We start from the raw sequence: 17,657 nt of genomic DNA on the forward strand, positions 1-17,657 counted from the left end.
ACCAAACCCGAAGTCTTAGGCGGGCGCGTGCCCGGCGGCGTTCCACGCTCCCATCGAGCCGAGGTAGACGTCGAGTTTCGCAAACCCGCGGCTGGCGAGCCAGCCGGCGGCGACGGTCGCGCGCATCCCGCTGGCGCACATCAGCGTGTAGTGCGTGGCCGGGTCGAGATCGCCGTAGCGTTCGTTCAACTCGCCGACATAGATGTGCTGCGAACCGTCGATCGCGCAGGCCGAGCGTTCGTCGGCGTCGCGCACATCGAGCAGCGTCCAGCCTGCGGGCCGCCTTTCGAGGCGGCTCGCGACCTCGGCGGTTGCGATCATTGGGATCATTGCGATGTCGCGCCCCTGCGCTGCGGCGGGAACGACACCGACATAGCCACCCACGACATTGTCCAGCGCGATGCGCACGAGATGGGTCATGGCGGCGGCGAGCTGATCTTCGTCGGAACCCACCAGCGCGAGGCTCTCGCCCTCACGGATGAACCATCCGGCAAAGGCCGAGATCATCCCGACAGGTAGGTTCATCGCCCCGGGCAGATGCCCTGCCGCATAAGCCAGCGGCTCGCGGATATCGACGAGATGATCGACCTCGAGTGCGCCCAGTTCAGCGAGTGACAGGCGGCGCGGGCGCATGACCCGCGGGGCTGGGTCGCCGCCGCTGAGGTTGAGCCGCTCCATCAGCCGGAAATAGGGCGGCTGGTAGTGGTTCTCGCCCACCTTGAAATCGATGAAGGCTTCGCGGCCCGCGAATTGCAGGCGCGGGTTGTTGGCGCGTTCGTGGCCGACGGTCGAGAACTCGCGTTCCGCCATTCCCGACCCGCAGACCGAACCTGCACCATGCGCGGGATAGAGAATGACCCGGTCGCCCAGCGCCAGCACCTTCTGCAGCGAATCGTAGAGCAACCCGGCGACTTCACGCTTGCGATCGGGATAGAAATCGGTGCGGCCGACATCGCCGACGAACAGCGCATCGCCGGTGAACACGCCGACCGGACCGTCGGGATAGGCGGTGTCATGGAGCACGAAGGCCAGGTGGTCGTCGGTGTGGCCCGGTGTTTCGAGGACGCGAATGGTCAGTTGCCCGATTTCGAAGGCATCGCCCTCGCGCGCGGTTTCCGCATAGACGACATCGGCTGCAGCGTTAGGGCCGTGCAAGACCCGCGCGCCAGTTAGCGCCGCGAGGATCGGCGCGCCCGATACCAAGTCCTCGTTCCTATGCGTTTCGAAGATATGGGTGATCTCGAGCCCTGCGGCGCGCGCCATTTCGACATAGCATTCGCAGTCGCGGCGGGGATCGATCACCGCCGCCTTGCCGCCGGACCCGACGAGGTAGGACAGGTGCGACAGACCGGGGGTCTTGATTTTCTCGAGCAGCATTTCGTTCTCCTAGCACGGGCAGGCGGGACCGGCGCAAGCCGATCCCGCCATGTAATGGATCGGGTTGGCCCAGGCTCAGTCGATCGCGACCGTGCGCAGGTAGGGCCGCAGCGTGGTGAAGCCCTGCGGGAAGCGCGCCCTGGCGTCCTCGTCGGAGACAGACGGCGGGATGATCGCGACCTTGCCGTGGCGCCAGTCCGCCGGGGTCGCGACGCCGTGCTTGTCGCTGAACTGCAGCGCATCGATGGCGCGCAGGATCTCGTCGAAATTGCGCCCGACGCTCATCGGATAGGTCATCGTTAGACGGACCTTCTTGTCGGGGTCGATGAGGAACACCGAGCGGACCGCGGCCGTCTCGCTCTCGTCGGGATGGATCATGTCGTAGAGCTTCGCGATCTTGAGATCGGCGTCGGCGACGATCGGGAAAACCAGATTGGTGTTCTGCGTGTCGTTGACGTCCTTGATCCAGCGCGCGTGCTCGGCGGCGGTGTCGGTGGAAAGGCCGAGCGGCTTCACATTGCGTTTCTCGAACTCGTCCGCGAGCTGGGCAGTGCGGCCCATTTCGGTCGTGCAGACGGGCGTGTCGGTCGTGCAGACGGGCGTGAAATCGGCCGGATGGCTGAAGAAGAAGACCCAGCTGTCGCCCGCCCATTCATGCAGGCTGATTTCGCCATTCTGGGTGTCGACGGTGAAGTCGGGGGCGGTGTCGCCGATATGGAGGCTCATGTGCAAATCCTTCGTTCCGAGTGGATGCGCAGCTTCTACGCGCCGCCCGGAACGCCGTCCAATTCGGATTTACGATTGCATTAATCGAGTAATCAAATGCGCCCTGCGTTCGACCTTTTACTCTTGGCGGGGGCCTGATCTAGAAGTACAATTGGAGAAAATGCTAATTGGAAGCCTTTCGAATGACAATCCGAGTCAGGCCTTGAGCCAGAACCGGATGATATAAGCGACGGTGCCCAGCACGGCGATGCTCGCCGCCCAGATCACTGCCATCCAGCCGAGGCGCTGCCAAAGCGGTCGCTCCTCCGGCCCCCCCATCAATGATAGCCCTCGTCGGTCACCTTGCCGCGGAAGACCCAATAGGCCCAGGCGGTATAGGCGATGATCAGCGGCATGGTGATCGCCACCCCGACCAGCATGAAGATCTGGCTTCGTTCGGGTGCCGCGGCATCCCAGATGGTGACGCCGGGGGGCACGACGTAGGGCCACATGGTGAAGCCGAGTCCCGCCATGCCGAAGAAGAAGAGCGCCAGGCTGAGCCAGAACGGCTTGCTGTGGCGCTCGACCGACAGCGAACGCAGCAGGGCGATCGCGATGATGCCGGTCAGGATCGGCACGGGCGCGGCGAGGTATATCTCGGGCGCCGTCAGCCAGCGCTCGGCGTATTCGGGGTTCAGGAACACGTTATAGAGGCTGACGCCGCCCATCAGCACCAGCGTGGCCCAGGCGGCGCGCTTGGCAAGCTGCCGGGCATGATGCTGGCTGTCCCCGTCGAGCTTCCACACCAGCCAGGTCGCACCCAGCAGCGCATAGCCCGCCACCGTGCCGAGCCCGGTCAGCAGCGTATAGGGCGTCAGCCAGTCGAACCAGCTGCCCGCATAGGCGCGGTCGACCACTTCGATGCCCTGCAGCAACGCGCCCAGCGTCATGCCCTGCGCCATCGCCGCGACCAGGCTGCCGCCGGTAAAGGCCGCGTCCCACAGCCGCCGATGGCCCGGATCGCGCCAGCGATACTCGAACGCCACGCCGCGGAAGACGAGGCCGAGCAGCATGGCGATGATCAGCGGATAGGTGGCGGGCAGGATCACTGCATAGGCCAGCGGGAAGGCCGCGAAAAGCCCGCCGCCGCCCAGCACGAGCCAGGTCTCGTTACCGTCCCAGACCGGGGCGATCGAGTTCATCGCGCGGTCGCGTTCGGGCCCGACTTCGAAGGTCGGGAAGAGGATCCCGATGCCCAGGTCGAAGCCGTCCATCACGACATAGGCGAACACGGCAAAGGCGATGATGAACGCCCAGATGACGGTAAGGTCGAAATTAACGGCCATCGGTCGCCTCCTCGTGATCGCGCGGCAGGGTGCTGGGGTCGCCCGGGTTCTGCGACGGCCCCGGGGTAATGCCGGCGGTACGGATGGGCCCCGTATCGCCGCGCTTGACGCCCTTCTCGCCGACATGCGGGGGACTGTGCATCAGGTGGAGAATATACCACACGCCCGCGCCGAAAACGGCGAAATAGACCACCACGAAGGCGAGCAGCGAGGCGCCGACTGCGGGCGCGTCGAGCGGGCTGGCCGCATCCGCCGTACGCAGCAGATTGTAGATCACATAGGGCTGGCGGCCGACTTCGGTGGTGATCCACCCGGCGATGACCGCGACGAAACCACTCGGCGCCATGATCAGCGCGGCGCGGTGCAGCAGCGGCCAGTCGTAGAGCTTCCTGCGCACGCGTGCGAGCAGGCTCCACAGCCCGAGCCCGAGCATGGCGAAGCCGATGGCGACCATGATGCGGAACGACCAGAACACGATGCCGACCGGCGGTTCCTCGTCATCGGGGATCGTATCCAGCCCTGCCATCGGCGCATTGAGATCGTGCTTGAGGATCAGCGAGGATGCCTTGGGGATCTCCACGGCGTATTTGACCCGCTTTTCCTCGCTGTCGGGAATGCCGAACAGGATCAGCGGCGCGCCATCGGGATGGCTCTGGTAGTGCCCCTCCATCGCCATGACCTTTTGCGGCTGGTGCTCGAGCGTGTTGAGCCCGTGCAGATCGCCGGCGAAAATCTGGATCGGCGCGACGATCGCCGCCATCCACATTGCCATCGAGAACATCTTGCGCGCATGGAGATTGGTGCGGTCGCGCAGCAGGTGCCATGCGCCGACCCCGCCAACCACGAAGGCGGTGGTGAGATAGGCGGCGATCACCGTGTGCACGAGGCGATAGGGGAAGCTGGGGTTGAAGATGATCTCGATCCAGCTGTCGCCCGGCAGATATTGCCCGTTGGCGCCCAGTTCGAAGCCGACCGGCGTCTGCATCCAGCTGTTGACCGACAGGATCCAGAAGGCCGACACAAAGGTCCCGACAGCGACCATCAGCGTGGCGGCGAAGTGGAGCTTCTTGCCGACCTTGTTCATCCCGAACAGCATGACGCCGAGGAACCCCGCCTCGAGGAAAAAGGCGGTCAGGACTTCATAGGCCATCAACGGGCCGATCACCGGTCCGGCGATGTCGGAGAAGACCGACCAATTGGTGCCGAACTGGTAGCTCATCACAATGCCCGACACGACGCCCATGGCGAAGGCGATGGCGAAGATCTTGAGCCAGTATTTGAACAGGTCGAGATAGATCTGCTTGCCGGTCTTGAGCCACAGCCCTTCGAGCACCGCGAGGAAGCTCGCCAGGCCGATCGAAAAGGCTGGGAAGATAAAGTGGAAGCTCACTGTAAAGGCGAACTGGATCCGGGCGAGTAGAAGTGCGTCGGCGCCTTCGAACATGGTTTTCCCCTATCTCACAGCTCGTTTAGCGGAGCGATGGCCGCTTGGCCCGCCCGAATTACGCAATGGGTGTTGCATTGGATTGGCGCGCCGTGCGCCAGCGGTAGAACGTCTTTTCCGAGATACCGACCTCGCGGCAGCTCTCACACACGCCCTTGCCCGCGGCGATCAGCGTCTCGATCCGGCGGCAGCGCGCGTCCTTGTCGGGGATTACCGCCATCAGATCATCCCCCGCGCCATGTCGGGCGTGGGCGTGTCGGGCGGGCCGCCATTGGCCGCGAGCTCGCGAAAGGCGCGGTTCTGCGACAGGAACACCTTGCCGTTCAGATCGGCGACGAAATGGGTGCGATTCAGCCGGTCCATGACCGGACCTTTTACTTCGGACAAATGCAGCCCGATCCCGGCATCGGCCATACGGTGATTGATCGCCTCGAGGCTTTCGAGTCCCGAAGCATCGATTTCGTTCACTGCGCTGCACATCAGGATCACGTGGCGCACTGCCGGCCGGTCGGCGACTTCCTCGAGGACATATTCCTCGAGCCAGCGCGCGTTGAGATAGGTCAGGCTCTCGTCGATGCGGATCGACAGGACATGCGGCACGGTGAACACGTCGTGGCGGTCGATATTGCGGAAATGCTCGGTTTCGGGAACGCGGCCGACGATCGCGGCATGCGGGCGGCTGGCGCGCCACAGATAGAGCAGCAGTCCCACCGCGACCCCGGCGATCACGCCCAGTTCGACGCCCGCAAGCAGGGTGATGACGATGGTCACCATATGCGCGGCGAAATCGGCCTTGGAATAGCGCCACAGCTGGCCCGGGGTTTTCAGGTCGACCAGGCTGAGCACGGCGACGATGATCGTCGCGGCCAAGGTCGCGATCGGCAGGCTGAACAGCAGGGGTGTCAGGAACAGCCCCGCCAGCGCGATACCCACCGCGGTGTAGGCGCCCGCGGCGGGCGTTTCCGCACCGGCATCGAAATTGACCACCGAGCGGGCGAAACCGCCGGTCACCGGATAGCCGCCCGAAAAGGCGCTGGCGATGTTCGACGCGCCCAGGCCGATCAGTTCCTGATTGGGCGCGATCCGCTGGCGGCGCTTGGCGGCCAGCGTCTGCGCGACCGACACGCTCTCGACGAAACCGATGACCGAGATCAGCAGCGCGGGCACCCATAGCTGCGCAATCAGGTCGGGATCGGTGGAGGGAAGGGCGAAGGGAGGCAGACCCTGCGGGATCGCCCCGACCAGGTTCACGCCGCGATCACCCAGATCGAATGCAATTGCTGCAAGGATGGTGACCGCCACCGCGGCTACCGGCCCGGCCTTGGCCACGATATCGGCGGTCTGGAGTTTCAGGCCCATCCGCATCAGCAAGGGCTTCAGCCCCTTGCGGACCCAGAACAGGAACAGCGTCGCGGGCACGCCGATCGCGAGCGTCCACGGATTGATCTGGTCGAAAGCCGACGCCAGTCCGCCAAGCATCGCGGGCCAGGTATCGCCGCCCGCGCTGACGCCGAGGATATGCTTGAGCTGGCTGGTCGCGATGAGGATACCACTGGCGGTAATGAACCCGCTGATCACCGGGTGCGACAACAGGTTGGCGAGGAAGCCCATGCGTAGCAGGCCGAGCACAGCCAGCATCACGCCCGACAAGGCCGCCAGCGTAATCGCCGCTTCGAGATAAAGCGCAGTTCCCTGCGCGGCGACCGCACCCGCCGCGCTTGCGGTCATCAGCGACACCACCGCAACCGGGCCGACCGCCAGAGTGCGGCTGGTGCCGAAAATCGCATAGGCGACCAGCGGCAGGATCGAGGCGTAGAGCCCGACCACCGGCGGCAGGCCGGCCAGCAGTGCATAGGCGAGGCTTTGCGGGATCAGCATGATGGTGACGACGATGGCCGCCACCATGTCCTTGGTCAGGATCGCGCCATTATACGACCGGCCCCATTCGAGGATGGGGAAATACTGCGCCAGCGCTCCTGCGCGCTGGCCCTGTCCGGGGGCGCTTGCCTGCACCACGTCTGGGTCGGATTCCGGCCTGTCCATCACGCGGCGGTCTTGACCTGCGGTTTGACCATCCATTCATGGCCCTTGAGCATGCCGTTCCAGTAGATCCACGGCAGCGCTTCGGATTTCAGCAGCCAGCTCAGCCGCCGCGGACGCGTGCCGTCGATCAGCCAGGTGGGGAAGCTGGGCTGCAGCTTGCCGTCATAACCGAACTCGGCAAGCACGATCTTCCCGCGCTCGACGGTCAGCGGACACGAGCCATAGCCATCGTAATCCGCGACCGGCTGCTTGCCGTCGAGCACTGCCAGCGCGTTGACCGCGACGATCGGCGCCTGCTTGCGAACGGCCGCGGCGGTCTTGGCATTAGGGCTCGACCCGGCATCGCCAAGACCGAAGACATTGGGATGGCGCACATGGCGCAGCGTGAACTTGTCGACATCGACAAACCCACTTTCGGCATGCGCCAGCGGGCTGTCGGCCACGAATTGCGGCGCCACCTGCGGGGGCACGACGTGGAGCATGTCGAACGCGACCACTTCCTCGCCCGCTGCGGTCTTGAACGTGGCGGTCTTTGCCGGTCCGTCGACCGCGACGAGTGTCTGGTTGAGCTTGAGATCGATGCCGTATTTCTCGACATATTCCATCAGCGCGGGGAGGTATTCCTTGACCCCGAAAAGCACGCCGCCCGCATTGCGGAACTCGACATCGATATTGTCGAGCACATGGCCATCGGCCCATGCATCGCAGGACAGGTACATCGCCTTTTGCGGCGCGCCGGCGCATTTGATCGGCATGGGCGGCTGGCTGAAGATCGCCCGCCCGGACTTGAGGCCCTGCACCAGCTCCCAGGTGTAGTGGGCGAGATCGTAGCGATAGTTCGAGGTCACGCCGTTTTTGCCCAGCGTATCTTCCAACCCGGCAATCTTCTCCCACGCCAGGCGGATACCGGGGGCGACAATCAGGATTCGGTAGGTAATCGTGCTGCCGTCGGCGAGCGTTACCTGGTTATGCTCGGGCTGGAAGCTGGCCGCGGCCTCGCGGATCCAGTGGGCTCGCCGGGGCATGACGCTGGCCATCGGGCGGCGGGTTACGGGCGCATCGAACACGCCCGCGCCGACCATCGTCCAGCCGGGCTGATAGTAATGGTCTTGGGCCGGTTCGACGATCGCGATATCCAGACCGGGACGGCGCCGCAGCATTGAGGATGCGGTAGCGATGCCCGCCGATCCGCCGCCGATAATGACCACCTCGTGGGTAAGTGCCTGTGCCATGCCGATCCTCTCCGAGAAATGATTTGGGTTAGGCGCCGAGCCGCGGGCGCAGGGGGGACAGGTCGTAGCCTGCCTGCCGCGCCCGTTCGATGCGCGCATCGGCGCTCAGCTGCTCGACATTGGCAAGCGTATCGAGCGTGATCGAGCGTGTGCCGGTACGGCAATAGGCCAGCACCTTGCCTTCCGCTTCCCGGCGGACCTTGGCAAAGGCCGCGATCGCCTCCGCGGGAAAGGCGCCGCCCGAAACGGGGATATGATGGAAGGCAATGCCTGCGCTATGCGCGGCATCGCGCAGCTCGGCCACGGTGGGCTGGCCATCTTCCTCCCCATCGGGGCGATTGCAGATGACGGTGCGATAGCCCGCATCGGCAGCGTCCTGCATGTCGGCAGCCTGCACTTGCGGGGCGACTGCGAACCGCTCGGTGACTTCGGTAATTCTCATGCGCCTGCTCCTTCGAACAAACGCACGAGGGCCATACCCGCAAACATGGCCGCGACGAAGATCGCCGCCGACGCGGGTTCGATCACGAGTGCGGCGATGCCCGGTCCGGGGCACAGCCCGGCCACGCCCCAGCCGATGCCGAACAGCGCCGCCCCGCCGATCAGGCGCGGGGTGAGGTCGGATCGGGTCGGCAGGTGGAAATGCTCGTCGAGCAGCGGCGCTGCCATGCGCGGCACGAAACGCCAGGCAATCGCCATGACGATGACCGCGCCGCCCATGACGAAGGCGAGCGTCGGGTCCCAGGCGCCGAAGATGTCGAGAAATCCGCGCACACGCGCGGGATTGGTCATCCCGCCCAGCGCCAGTCCGGCGCCAAACAGCGTGCCTGAGATCAGGCTCGGGATAGTGATCCGGCTCATTGCAATACCTCCAGTCCCATCGCGTTCATCACCGCGACCGTGGCAATGCCCGCCGCCATGAAAGTCGCGGTGGCCACGATCGAGCGGCCCGACAGGCGGCTGACCCCGCAAACCCCGTGCCCGCTGGTGCAGCCGCTGCCGAGGCGGGTTCCGATCCCGACCAGCACGCCTGCGACCACCAGTACCAGCGGACTGGCGAAGCGGGCCTCGATCCCACCGCTGACGAGCGACACGATCAGCGCGCCGAGCGGCAGGCCGATCACGAACATCCATGCGGCGCTGCGGGGAATCCCGCTACCGCCCAGGCCGACCGCCTTCGCGGCTAGCCCGGAAACGCCGGCGATACGGCCAAGCCCGAGCAGCATCAGCGCTGCGGCAAGGCCGATGAGCGCGCCGCCCGCCAGTCCGGCGAGCGGCGCGGCATCGGGAAATCCGGGGAGCGTCATACCGCGTTCACCGGGATCTTGATGTAGCTCACGCCATTATCCTCGGGTTCGGGCAGGCGCCCGCCGCGAATGTTCACCTGCACCGACGGCATGATCAGCTTGGGCATGTCCAAGCCCTTGTCGCGGGTGGTGCGCATGGTGACAAAATCGTCTTCGGTGACGCCGTCCTTGACGTGGACGTTCTCCTCGCGCTGCTGCTTGACCGTGGTTTCCCAGGCGTATTCGTCGCGGCCCGGGGCCTTGTAGTCGTGGCACAGGAACAGCCGCGTGTCGTCGGGCAGCGAGAGGAGGCGGCGGATCGAGCGGAACAGCTGGTGGGCGTCCCCGCCGGGGAAATCCGCCCGGGCGGTGCCGAAGTCGGGCATGAAGATCGTATCGCCGACAAAGGCCGCGTCACCGATGATGAAGGCCATGTCCGCGGGCGTGTGGCCGGGAACGTGAAGCGCGATACCTTCCAGCTCGCCGAGGCTGAAGGTTTCGCCATCGTCGAACAGCTTGTCGAACTGCGACCCGTCACGCTCGAAATCGGTCCCGGCATTGAACAGCTTGCCGAACACTTCCTGCACGCGAATGATCTCGCGTCCGATGGCGAGCTTGCCGCCGAGCTTGGTCTGCAGATAGGGCGCCGCCGAAATGTGATCGGCATGCGCATGGGTCTCGATCAGCCAGCTCACTTTCAGATTATTGGAAGTGACGTATTCGACAATCCGATCGGCGGAGCCATTCGAGGTCCGCCCCGACGCGGCTTCGAAATCGAGGACCGAATCGATGATCGCGGCCTCGCTGGTCTTGGGGTCGTGCACTACATAGGACACCGTATTGGTTGCTTCGTCGAAGAACCCGGCGATCGACGGGCGCAGCCCCTTGTTGTCCTGGGCGCGGGCAATTTGCTGGGAGGCCGATTGTAGAGATTGATCGTTATTCATGATTCTCACTCCATTCGATTACATAAACTATTTATATGTATTGCGTTTCCGATGTCAAGTGGTATGCAGTCGGCATGACCCACAATGCCTCGAAAGACAGCGGCGAGCATATCGCCCCCGGTGCCGGCCTCCGGATCGGCGATATTGCACCCGATTTTTCCGCCCGGAGTACTACAGGCGACATGCGGCTGTCGGATTATCGCGGGCGCTGGCTGGTCCTGTTCTCGCACCCGGCCGACTTCACCCCGGTCTGCACGACCGAGTTCGTGGCGCTGGCCAAGGCTGCCGACCAGTTCGCGCAGCGCGAATGCGACCTCATGGCGCTGTCGGTCGACAGCCTGTTCTCGCATTTCGCCTGGCTGCGGATGATCCGCGACCGCTTCGATGTCGAAGTGCGCTTCCCGATCATCGAGGATCCCACGCTCGTCATCGGGCGCGCCTATGGCATGGTTGCACCGGACGACAATGACAGCGCCACGGTGCGCACGACCTTCTTCATCGATCCGCACGGCGTGATCCGCGCGATGACCTGTTATCCCGCCAATGTCGGACGCTCGACATCCGAAATGCTGCGTACGCTCGATGCGCTGCAGGCGGTCGACAAGGATCCGGTGCTCGCCCCGGCCAATTGGGAGCCGGGACAGAAGCTGCTGCGCCAGCCGAGCGCCAAGCTCGACGATGTGTTCGCGGCGAAGGATCACACCGACTGGTTCCTGCAGGGAGTGGGCCGGGGCAAGCGCACATGACCGGGGACGAACTGGTCGATGCGCTCAAGGCGGTCGCGCATCCGGTGCGGCTGCGCATCCTGCAGACGCTCGCCGGGACCGAACGCAATGTCGGCGAGATCGACGAGGCGGCGGACATCGGCCAGCCCACGCTGTCGCAGCAGCTCGCCGTCCTGCGCAATGCCGGGCTGGTGACGACGCGCAAGGACGCCAAGCTGGTCTTCTACCGCATAGAGGAACAGCGGGTCGCGGCAGTGTCGGCTGCTCTCGGCGGCCTGGCCGGGGTGGACATGGCCCCCACGCGGCCGACCCGCAGCCCGGCCCCGGGCGTCGCCAATTTCGCGCGCCTCACCTGACCGGGTCATTCTCAAGGCACGGACGCGACGCTTTCCGAAGCGCCTGGGGGCTACGCGTGGCGCCGATCATTGCGGGCAAGGGTGCAGCTCGCGCTGACCTTCAACGCGCGATCGTTGCAACAATACCACCCGCAAATCCGGGCCGACGGCCTGCAAATGCGAATGACTTGCAATAGTATTCTCATCGCACTAGGCGGACCTTCGAACGAATCACGAGGGCCCCCATACAAGTGTCTCGACATCGATTTTTTGCAGCCGTCCTGGCATTGACGGCGTTTCCCGTCGGCGCGCATGCGGCCGCGCCCAGTCTGCCGACCGACCTCAGCGTCTGGGGCATGTTCGCGCAGGCCGACTGGGTGGTGAAGCTGGTGATGATCGGGCTGGTGCTCGCCTCGCTGGTCACTTGGACCGTGCTGGTCGCCAAGCATCTCGAACTCGCGCGGCAGCGCGAAAGCGCGGAGCAGTTCCGCGACAAGCTCGCCGCCACGCAATCGCTGGCGCAGCTCGACCCTGCCTTTGCCGATCATCCGATCGTCATGCAGGCACGCGAAGAAATCGCGCAATCGGCGGGCTCGCTCGACGATCGCGAAGGCTTGAAGGAACGGCTCGTCTCGCGGCTCGACCGGCACGAGGCGAAGGTTGCGCGCAAGATGACGCAGGGTGTCACCATTCTCGGCACGATCGGGGCGACCGCGCCCTTTGTCGGCCTGTTCGGCACCGTCTGGGGCATCATGAACAGCTTCATCGGTATTGCCGAACAGCAGACCACCAATCTCGCAGTGGTCGCGCCGGGTATTGCCGAAGCGCTGCTGGCCACCGCGCTCGGGCTCGTTGCTGCCATTCCGGCGGTGGTGATCTACAACCATTTCGCACGCGCCATCGCGGCGCACCGCGCCGTTGTGGCCGATAGTGCGGCCGCGCTGCTACGCGTGGTCTCGCGCGATCTCAGCCGGGGCACGCTGCCGGAGGGCAAGGCCTGAGATGGCGCTCCGGCTCGCCTCGGACAGCGAAGACCTGGCGGTCGCGCATGAGATCAACGTCACGCCGTTCATCGACGTGATGCTGGTGCTGCTGATCATCTTCATGGTCGCCGCGCCGCTGGCGACAGTCGATGTGAAGGTCGATCTGCCGGTGTCCAACGCGCAATCCGCACCCAAGCCCGAAGCGCCGGTCTATCTGTCGCTGCAGGCCGACGGGTCGATCCTCGTCAATGAAGACGAGGTGCGGCTGGCGGCGCTGGGTGCAGCGATCACCGAAGCGACCGCGGGCGACCGCGAAGAGCGGGTTTTCCTGCGCGCCGATAAGGCGATCACCTATGACGAGATCATGCAGGCGATGAACGCGCTGCGCGCCGCGGGCTATGTCCATGTGGCGCTGGTCGGTGCCGAGACCGGGGCCGCGGCGCCATGATGCTGGCAGGGGCAGGACGTGCCAACTGGATGCTGGGCGGCGGCATTGCCTTCGCCGGGCACGCAGCCGTGGTCGCGGGTCTGCTCCTGATCGGCACCACGCCGCCCAAGCCTATCGTCGAAGACCCGGTCGTCCTGCTCGAACTGCCCCCGCAGGCCGCCCCGGCGCCCGCTGCGCTGAACGAGCAGCCGGTCGATGCGCTCCAGCCCGACTATGTCCCGCCGCAGACCTTCCAGCCACGGATCGAGGCACCGCAAGTGCGGGCGCCGCTGCCGCGCGAGTTCATTGCGACGCCGCCACCACCACCGCCCTTGCCCTCGCGCCGCAGTGTCGCGCCCGCGCCGCAGCCGACCACTTCCGTCCGGCCCGCGCGCAATGCGCTGGCGGTCGCTCCCGAAGGCAGCGGCACCGGAACCGCTGCCACCGCGGGCGACGATCCGAAGGCCAAGCGCGAAGAGGCCGATTACTATGCGCTGCTGAGCGCGCATCTCAATCGCAAGAAACGCTATCCGAGCGAGGCCAAGAAGGCGCGCCAGCAGGGCGTGGTGACGGTGCGCTTCACCGTGCTCGCCGATGGCCGGATCAGCGCCAGCTCGATCCGCACGTCCAGCGGGCACGATCTGCTCGACCAGGCCACGCTCGACCTGATGCAGCGCGTTGCGCCGCTGCCCAAATTTCCGCGATCGATGACCAAAGACAGCGTCACGATCTCGCTTCCCATCGACTATTCACTACGCACAAGATGATGATTAGAAAGGTTTTTCCATGAGGGATCGTAACCAGGGCGTGATCCGCCCGATCAGCCTGCGCGGTGCCGGACGGAGCACTGCAGTGGCGGCCATCGGCCTGTCGGCAGCGCTGATCGCCGGCAACGCCAAGGCGCAGGATGCCAATGACGAAGACGAAGTCGTCCTCGACACGCTGCAGATCGAAGACGCCACCGCCGACGTCAATCCGAATGCGCAGCCGGGCGTGCCCTACAAGGCGCGCACCTCGGGCGATTTGCGCCGCGTGAAGCCATTGTCGGAAACCCCGCAGACGATCCAGGTTCTGACCGAGCAGCAGCTCGAGGAGCAGGGCGCGACCGATCTGCGCGACGTGCTCGACAATGTCCCCGGCGTGACCGTGGGCACGGGCGAGAACGGCAACGCCTTCGGCGACCGTTACATCATCCGCGGCCATGAAGCGCGCAGCGACGTCTTCGTCGACGGTCTGCGCGATCCGGGCATGACCACGCGCGAAACCTTCGCGGTCGACCAGATCGAGATCACCAAGGGGCCGAGCTCGAGCTTCGCGGGTCGCGGCTCGACCGGCGGCGCGGTCAATTCGATCACCAAGAAGGCCAGCACCGATTACCAGTTCACGCGCGTCGATGCCGGCATCGGCACCGACGACTATTACCGCGTCACGCTCGACGCCAATGTGCCGCTGACCGACACGATCGCGGTGCGCGCCAACCTGCTCTACGGCTATGATGAAGTGCCCAACCGCAACTTCTCCGACCGCGAGCGCTACGGTGCAGCCGTGTCGGCGGCGTTCAAGCCGAGCGACACCTTCGAACTGGTGCTCGATTATTACCACCTGACCGCGAACGATACGCCCGATCTGGGCGGTTATGTTCCGGGCCCGACGGGGACCGGTCCGAGCGATGCAACAGTATACCAGCCGTGGGATGAGGTGCCCAATTACACGCAGACCGGCGATTTCCTCGAATCGGACGTCGACACCGTAACCGGGCGGATCTACATCACGCCGTTCGACGGCTTCCAGATCGTCAACTCGACCCGCTATGGCGAAACCAGCAACGGTTATGTTCTCACCGGGCTGCGCGGCGGCTCCTATGATACGGACACCGACACCTTCGCCCCGGTCACGCTGAGCACCCATCAGGGCAATCAGGAAGTCGAGTATTTCGTCAACCAGTTCAATGTGATCGGCGAATTCGCGACCGGAAGCCTGGTGCATAATCTGATTGTCGGTACCGAATATTCGAACCTGCAGGTCGCCAACGGCACCTACGATCTGACCGAGAATGGCGCGACCAATTGCGTCACTGCCGGTCGTGGTGGTAGCCTCAACCCGAGCTATTGCATCACCGACGAAAACCGCAATGTGCTGTTCGGCGAGAGCGAAATTCACAATCTGCTGCAGCGCGACATCGCCCGCAGCGATGTCGACAGTGACTGGCAGGTCGAAACGCTGTCGGTTTACGCGATGGACACGATCGACTTCACTGACTGGCTGTCGGTCCATGGCGGTATTCGCATGGACGCCTTCAGCTACAGCAATGTGGTCGACAGCCGCGGCACCGTTACGCCCTTTACCTACAGCGATACGCTGTGGAACGGCCACGCCGGCGTCGGCGTCAAGCCGATGGAAGAGGTCTATGTCTACTTCAACTACGGTTCGGCCAAGAACATCAATGGCGGCGAATCCGACCTCGGCGCCAATTGCGGCTATGGCGGCATCTGCGTCGACGAGGGCACCGGCATCGGCGATGGCCGCCCCGAAAGCAGCGAAAGCTTCGAACTGGGCGTCAAGGCCGATCTGTTCGACGACCGCTTCATGCTGACCGCAGCGGCGTTCCAGATCACCAAGGGCGACGTGTTCGAATCCGCAGGCGACGACTACAGCGCCGGCGGTTCGCTCAACACCGGCGAGAACCGCGTCCGCGGTGTCGAATTCGGCCTGGTGGGCAATATCACGCCGAAGCTGCTCGCACAGGCGGCACTGACCGTGATGGAATCGGAAATCACCGGTTCGAACGATCCCGACAAGATCGGTCGCCGTCTGAGCAATTTCGCCAATACGCAGTTCAGCGGGCAGCTCCGCTACCAGGCGACCGAGGCGCTCGCCTTCGGCGGGACCGCGACCTACAAGGGCGCGCTCTACACCGGCCAGCCCGACGATGCGGCAAGCTTCAACGACACGCTGGGGATCTACACCTATCGCGTCCCCGACTACTGGACCTTCGATGCTTTCGTCAGCTTCGACTTCAACCAGAATTTCGGCGCGCGGGTGAACGTGACCAATGTCACCGACGAGGATTACTACCTCGCCGGCTATCGTTCGGGTCACTTCCTCTACAAGGGTGACGAACGCCGGGCGACGCTCACGCTCACCGGGAAGTTCTGATACGGCAGGGCGCGGGCTTCAGCTCGCGCCCTTCCATCTTCGACGACAAGAACCCCTGCCATGCTGACGATCATCGAAAACCTGCTGGACGATGAAACGGTGCGCCGCTTCCGCGACCGGCTGGCCGAAGCCGACTGGCAGGACGGCGGCAGCACCGCGGGCACGCGGTCGATCGCGGTCAAGCAGAACCTGCAATTGCCGCGGCAGGACGCGCTCGCGCAGGAGCTTGGTACTGCGATCCTGCGCGAACTGGGCCGGCATCCCGAATTCGTCTCGGCCTCGCTGGCCGAGAAGATCTGGCCGCCGGTGTTCAATCTCTACCAGGACGGCGGGCATTACGGCACGCATTCGGATGCCGCGCTGATGCGCCTGCCCGAAGCCGATTTGACCATCCGCAGCGATCTTTCGGCGACGCTGTTCCTGTCCGATCCCGGCAGCTACGACGGCGGCGAACTGATCGTCGAGGAGCAGTTTGGTGCGCAGGCGGTCAAGCTCGCCGCGGGCGACATGGTCCTCTACCCCTCATCCAGCCTGCACCAGGTTGCCCCCGTAACCCGCGGGCAGCGGATCTGCGCGATCAGCTGGATCCAGAGCGCGGTGGCCGATACGCCGGCGCGCGCGCTGCTCTACGATCTCGACCAGTCGATCCGCGCGCTGACGCCCGATCGCCCGCAGGACGATCCCGAGATCAACCGGCTGATCCACGTCTATCACAATCTGCTGCGGCGCTGGGCGCAGCCGTGATCGGCTGGCGCCGCGCGCTGCTGTGGCTCGTCCTCGCCATCCCGGCGGCGCTGATGCTCCAGCGCATCGCCAGCGGCGAGGCGCTGGCGATGGACCTCTACCACCCCAGCGGCGAGATGTCGGTCCGGCTGATGATCCTTGCGCTGCTCCCTGGTCCGCTGACCGATGCACTAGGGCCCAACCGCTTCCTGCGTGGCTGGCTGGCGATCCGCCGCAATCTGGGCGTGGCCGCGTTCCTCTATGCTCTGCTGCATCTCGTTTTCTACGTGCTCGACATGCAATTGCTGTCGGCGATGGTGAGCGAGCTGGCCATTCCCGGCATCTGGACCGGCTGGCTGGCCTTTGCGCTGTTGCTGGTGCCCGCTGCGATCAGCTTCGATACCGCGATGCGCCGGCTTGGGCGGCGCTGGAAACAGCTGCAGCGGCTCGTCTATCCCGCTTTCCTGCTGGCGCTGATCCACTGGCTGCTGCTCGATTGGGCATGGGGGCCAGCGCTCGTTCACCTCGCACCATTATTAATGGCATGGACATTGCGCATGGCCATGCGCCGCAGGACAATCACTACCAGGAGTATCGCATGAGTTTTCGCCGAATCCTCAAGGCTTCGACCCTTCTTGCAGCCGTCGCGGCTGTCGGCCTGGCCGTCCCCGCGCAGGCCGATGGCGACATCATCTGCAAGGCTGGCCCCAAGGATGGCTGGCAGAAGATCTCCAAGCTGAAGAAGAAGGTCTGGCTGGAGGAATGGAAGCTGCTGAAAATGCAGGTCGAGGGCGATTGCTACGAAGTCTACGCCCGGACCAAGGAAGGCCAGTCGGTCGAAGCCTTTTTCCACCCGGTGACGCTGAAAAAGCTGGTGGTGTTCCGACGCGGCCAGGAAATCTACCGCGCCGAGGGCTTCACCGGCTAG

21 protein-coding genes are annotated in these 17,657 nt (G+C 64.8%); 9 read left to right on the plus strand and 12 right to left on the minus strand.

Annotated features, from left to right (window positions below):
• Positions 1-15: 15 nt before the first annotated feature.
• The 12 genes from V6B15_RS01765 to V6B15_RS01820 all read right to left on the minus strand — a co-directional run bounded on the left by V6B15_RS01765 (position 16) and on the right by V6B15_RS01820 (position 10,380).
• Positions 16-1,377: an MBL fold metallo-hydrolase gene (locus V6B15_RS01765; protein WP_334199792.1), complete on the minus strand. Its 1,362-nt coding sequence runs from the start codon at positions 1,375-1,377 to the stop codon at positions 16-18.
• Between the two features lie 75 nt (positions 1,378-1,452).
• Complete coding sequence (locus V6B15_RS01770; RefSeq protein WP_334199793.1) at positions 1,453-2,103, minus strand: peroxiredoxin; 651 nt, start codon at positions 2,101-2,103, stop codon at positions 1,453-1,455.
• Positions 2,104-2,298: 195 nt separating this feature from the next.
• The gene (locus V6B15_RS01775) at positions 2,299-2,421 is read right to left on the minus strand and encodes a DUF2474 domain-containing protein (RefSeq protein WP_334201309.1); all 123 of its coding nucleotides are present in this window, start codon (positions 2,419-2,421) and stop codon (positions 2,299-2,301) included.
• Complete coding sequence (cydB, locus tag V6B15_RS01780; protein ID WP_334199794.1) at positions 2,421-3,428, minus strand: cytochrome d ubiquinol oxidase subunit II; 1,008 nt, start codon at positions 3,426-3,428, stop codon at positions 2,421-2,423. Before cydB ends, V6B15_RS01775 begins: the two co-directional genes overlap by 1 nt.
• Complete coding sequence (locus V6B15_RS01785; RefSeq protein WP_334199795.1) at positions 3,418-4,872, minus strand: cytochrome ubiquinol oxidase subunit I; 1,455 nt, start codon at positions 4,870-4,872, stop codon at positions 3,418-3,420. Before V6B15_RS01785 ends, cydB begins: the two co-directional genes overlap by 11 nt.
• A 58-nt stretch (positions 4,873-4,930) precedes the next feature.
• Positions 4,931-5,092: a transposase gene (locus V6B15_RS01790; protein WP_334199796.1), complete on the minus strand. Its 162-nt coding sequence runs from the start codon at positions 5,090-5,092 to the stop codon at positions 4,931-4,933.
• Positions 5,092-6,951, minus strand: a complete 1,860-nt coding sequence (locus V6B15_RS01795) for a SulP family inorganic anion transporter (protein ID WP_334199797.1) — start codon at positions 6,949-6,951, stop codon at positions 5,092-5,094. The genes V6B15_RS01790 and V6B15_RS01795 overlap by 1 nt, the downstream gene beginning before the upstream one ends.
• Positions 6,915-8,147, minus strand: coding sequence for an NAD(P)/FAD-dependent oxidoreductase (locus tag V6B15_RS01800; protein ID WP_334199798.1), 1,233 nt, complete (start codon positions 8,145-8,147; stop codon positions 6,915-6,917). Before V6B15_RS01800 ends, V6B15_RS01795 begins: the two co-directional genes overlap by 37 nt.
• Positions 8,148-8,175: 28 nt before the next feature.
• A complete protein-coding gene (locus V6B15_RS01805) occupies positions 8,176-8,589 on the minus strand; it encodes a TIGR01244 family sulfur transferase (RefSeq protein ID WP_334199799.1) in 414 nt (137 codons plus the stop codon).
• Positions 8,586-9,008, minus strand: a complete 423-nt coding sequence (locus tag V6B15_RS01810) for a DUF6691 family protein (protein ID WP_334199800.1) — start codon at positions 9,006-9,008, stop codon at positions 8,586-8,588. Before V6B15_RS01810 ends, V6B15_RS01805 begins: the two co-directional genes overlap by 4 nt.
• Positions 9,005-9,454: a YeeE/YedE family protein gene (locus tag V6B15_RS01815; RefSeq protein ID WP_334199801.1), complete on the minus strand. Its 450-nt coding sequence runs from the start codon at positions 9,452-9,454 to the stop codon at positions 9,005-9,007. The genes V6B15_RS01810 and V6B15_RS01815 overlap by 4 nt, the downstream gene beginning before the upstream one ends.
• A complete protein-coding gene (locus tag V6B15_RS01820; RefSeq protein ID WP_334199802.1) occupies positions 9,451-10,380 on the minus strand; it encodes an MBL fold metallo-hydrolase in 930 nt (309 codons plus the stop codon). Before V6B15_RS01820 ends, V6B15_RS01815 begins: the two co-directional genes overlap by 4 nt.
• A gap of 74 nt (positions 10,381-10,454) precedes the next feature.
• Here V6B15_RS01820 and V6B15_RS01825 point away from each other — a divergent pair, with 74 nt between their 5' ends.
• The 9 genes from V6B15_RS01825 to V6B15_RS01865 all read left to right on the plus strand — a co-directional run bounded on the left by V6B15_RS01825 (position 10,455) and on the right by V6B15_RS01865 (position 17,657).
• The gene (locus tag V6B15_RS01825) at positions 10,455-11,126 is read left to right on the plus strand and encodes a peroxiredoxin (RefSeq protein WP_334199803.1); all 672 of its coding nucleotides are present in this window, start codon (positions 10,455-10,457) and stop codon (positions 11,124-11,126) included.
• Entirely contained in the window at positions 11,123-11,461 is a 339-nt protein-coding gene (locus tag V6B15_RS01830) for an ArsR/SmtB family transcription factor (RefSeq protein WP_334199804.1), read from the plus strand. Before V6B15_RS01825 ends, V6B15_RS01830 begins: the two co-directional genes overlap by 4 nt.
• Before the next feature lie 266 nt (positions 11,462-11,727).
• A complete protein-coding gene (gene exbB, locus V6B15_RS01835) occupies positions 11,728-12,441 on the plus strand; it encodes a tonB-system energizer ExbB (protein ID WP_334199805.1) in 714 nt (237 codons plus the stop codon).
• Between the two features lies 1 nt (position 12,442).
• Positions 12,443-12,871 carry a TonB system transport protein ExbD gene (exbD, locus tag V6B15_RS01840; RefSeq protein ID WP_320181756.1) on the plus strand — a complete coding sequence of 143 codons (429 nt, stop codon included), beginning with the start codon at positions 12,443-12,445 and terminating at the stop codon, positions 12,869-12,871.
• Positions 12,868-13,617 (plus strand): energy transducer TonB, encoded by a 750-nt coding sequence (locus V6B15_RS01845; protein WP_334199806.1) that lies wholly within the window; start codon positions 12,868-12,870, stop codon positions 13,615-13,617. The genes exbD and V6B15_RS01845 overlap by 4 nt, the downstream gene beginning before the upstream one ends.
• 19 nt (positions 13,618-13,636) lie before the next feature.
• Positions 13,637-16,006: a TonB-dependent receptor gene (locus V6B15_RS01850; protein WP_334199807.1), complete on the plus strand. Its 2,370-nt coding sequence runs from the start codon at positions 13,637-13,639 to the stop codon at positions 16,004-16,006.
• Positions 16,007-16,066: 60 nt separating this feature from the next.
• Positions 16,067-16,750 (plus strand): Fe2+-dependent dioxygenase, encoded by a 684-nt coding sequence (locus V6B15_RS01855; protein WP_334199808.1) that lies wholly within the window; start codon positions 16,067-16,069, stop codon positions 16,748-16,750.
• Positions 16,747-17,331: a ferric reductase-like transmembrane domain-containing protein gene (locus V6B15_RS01860; RefSeq protein WP_334199809.1), complete on the plus strand. Its 585-nt coding sequence runs from the start codon at positions 16,747-16,749 to the stop codon at positions 17,329-17,331. The genes V6B15_RS01855 and V6B15_RS01860 overlap by 4 nt, the downstream gene beginning before the upstream one ends.
• Positions 17,328-17,657, plus strand: coding sequence for a PepSY domain-containing protein (locus V6B15_RS01865; RefSeq protein ID WP_334199810.1), 330 nt, complete (start codon positions 17,328-17,330; stop codon positions 17,655-17,657). The genes V6B15_RS01860 and V6B15_RS01865 overlap by 4 nt, the downstream gene beginning before the upstream one ends.

It is taken from the genome of Qipengyuania sp. Mu-71 (assembly GCF_036867055.1).
Classification (GTDB): domain Bacteria; phylum Pseudomonadota; class Alphaproteobacteria; order Sphingomonadales; family Sphingomonadaceae; genus Qipengyuania; species Qipengyuania profunda.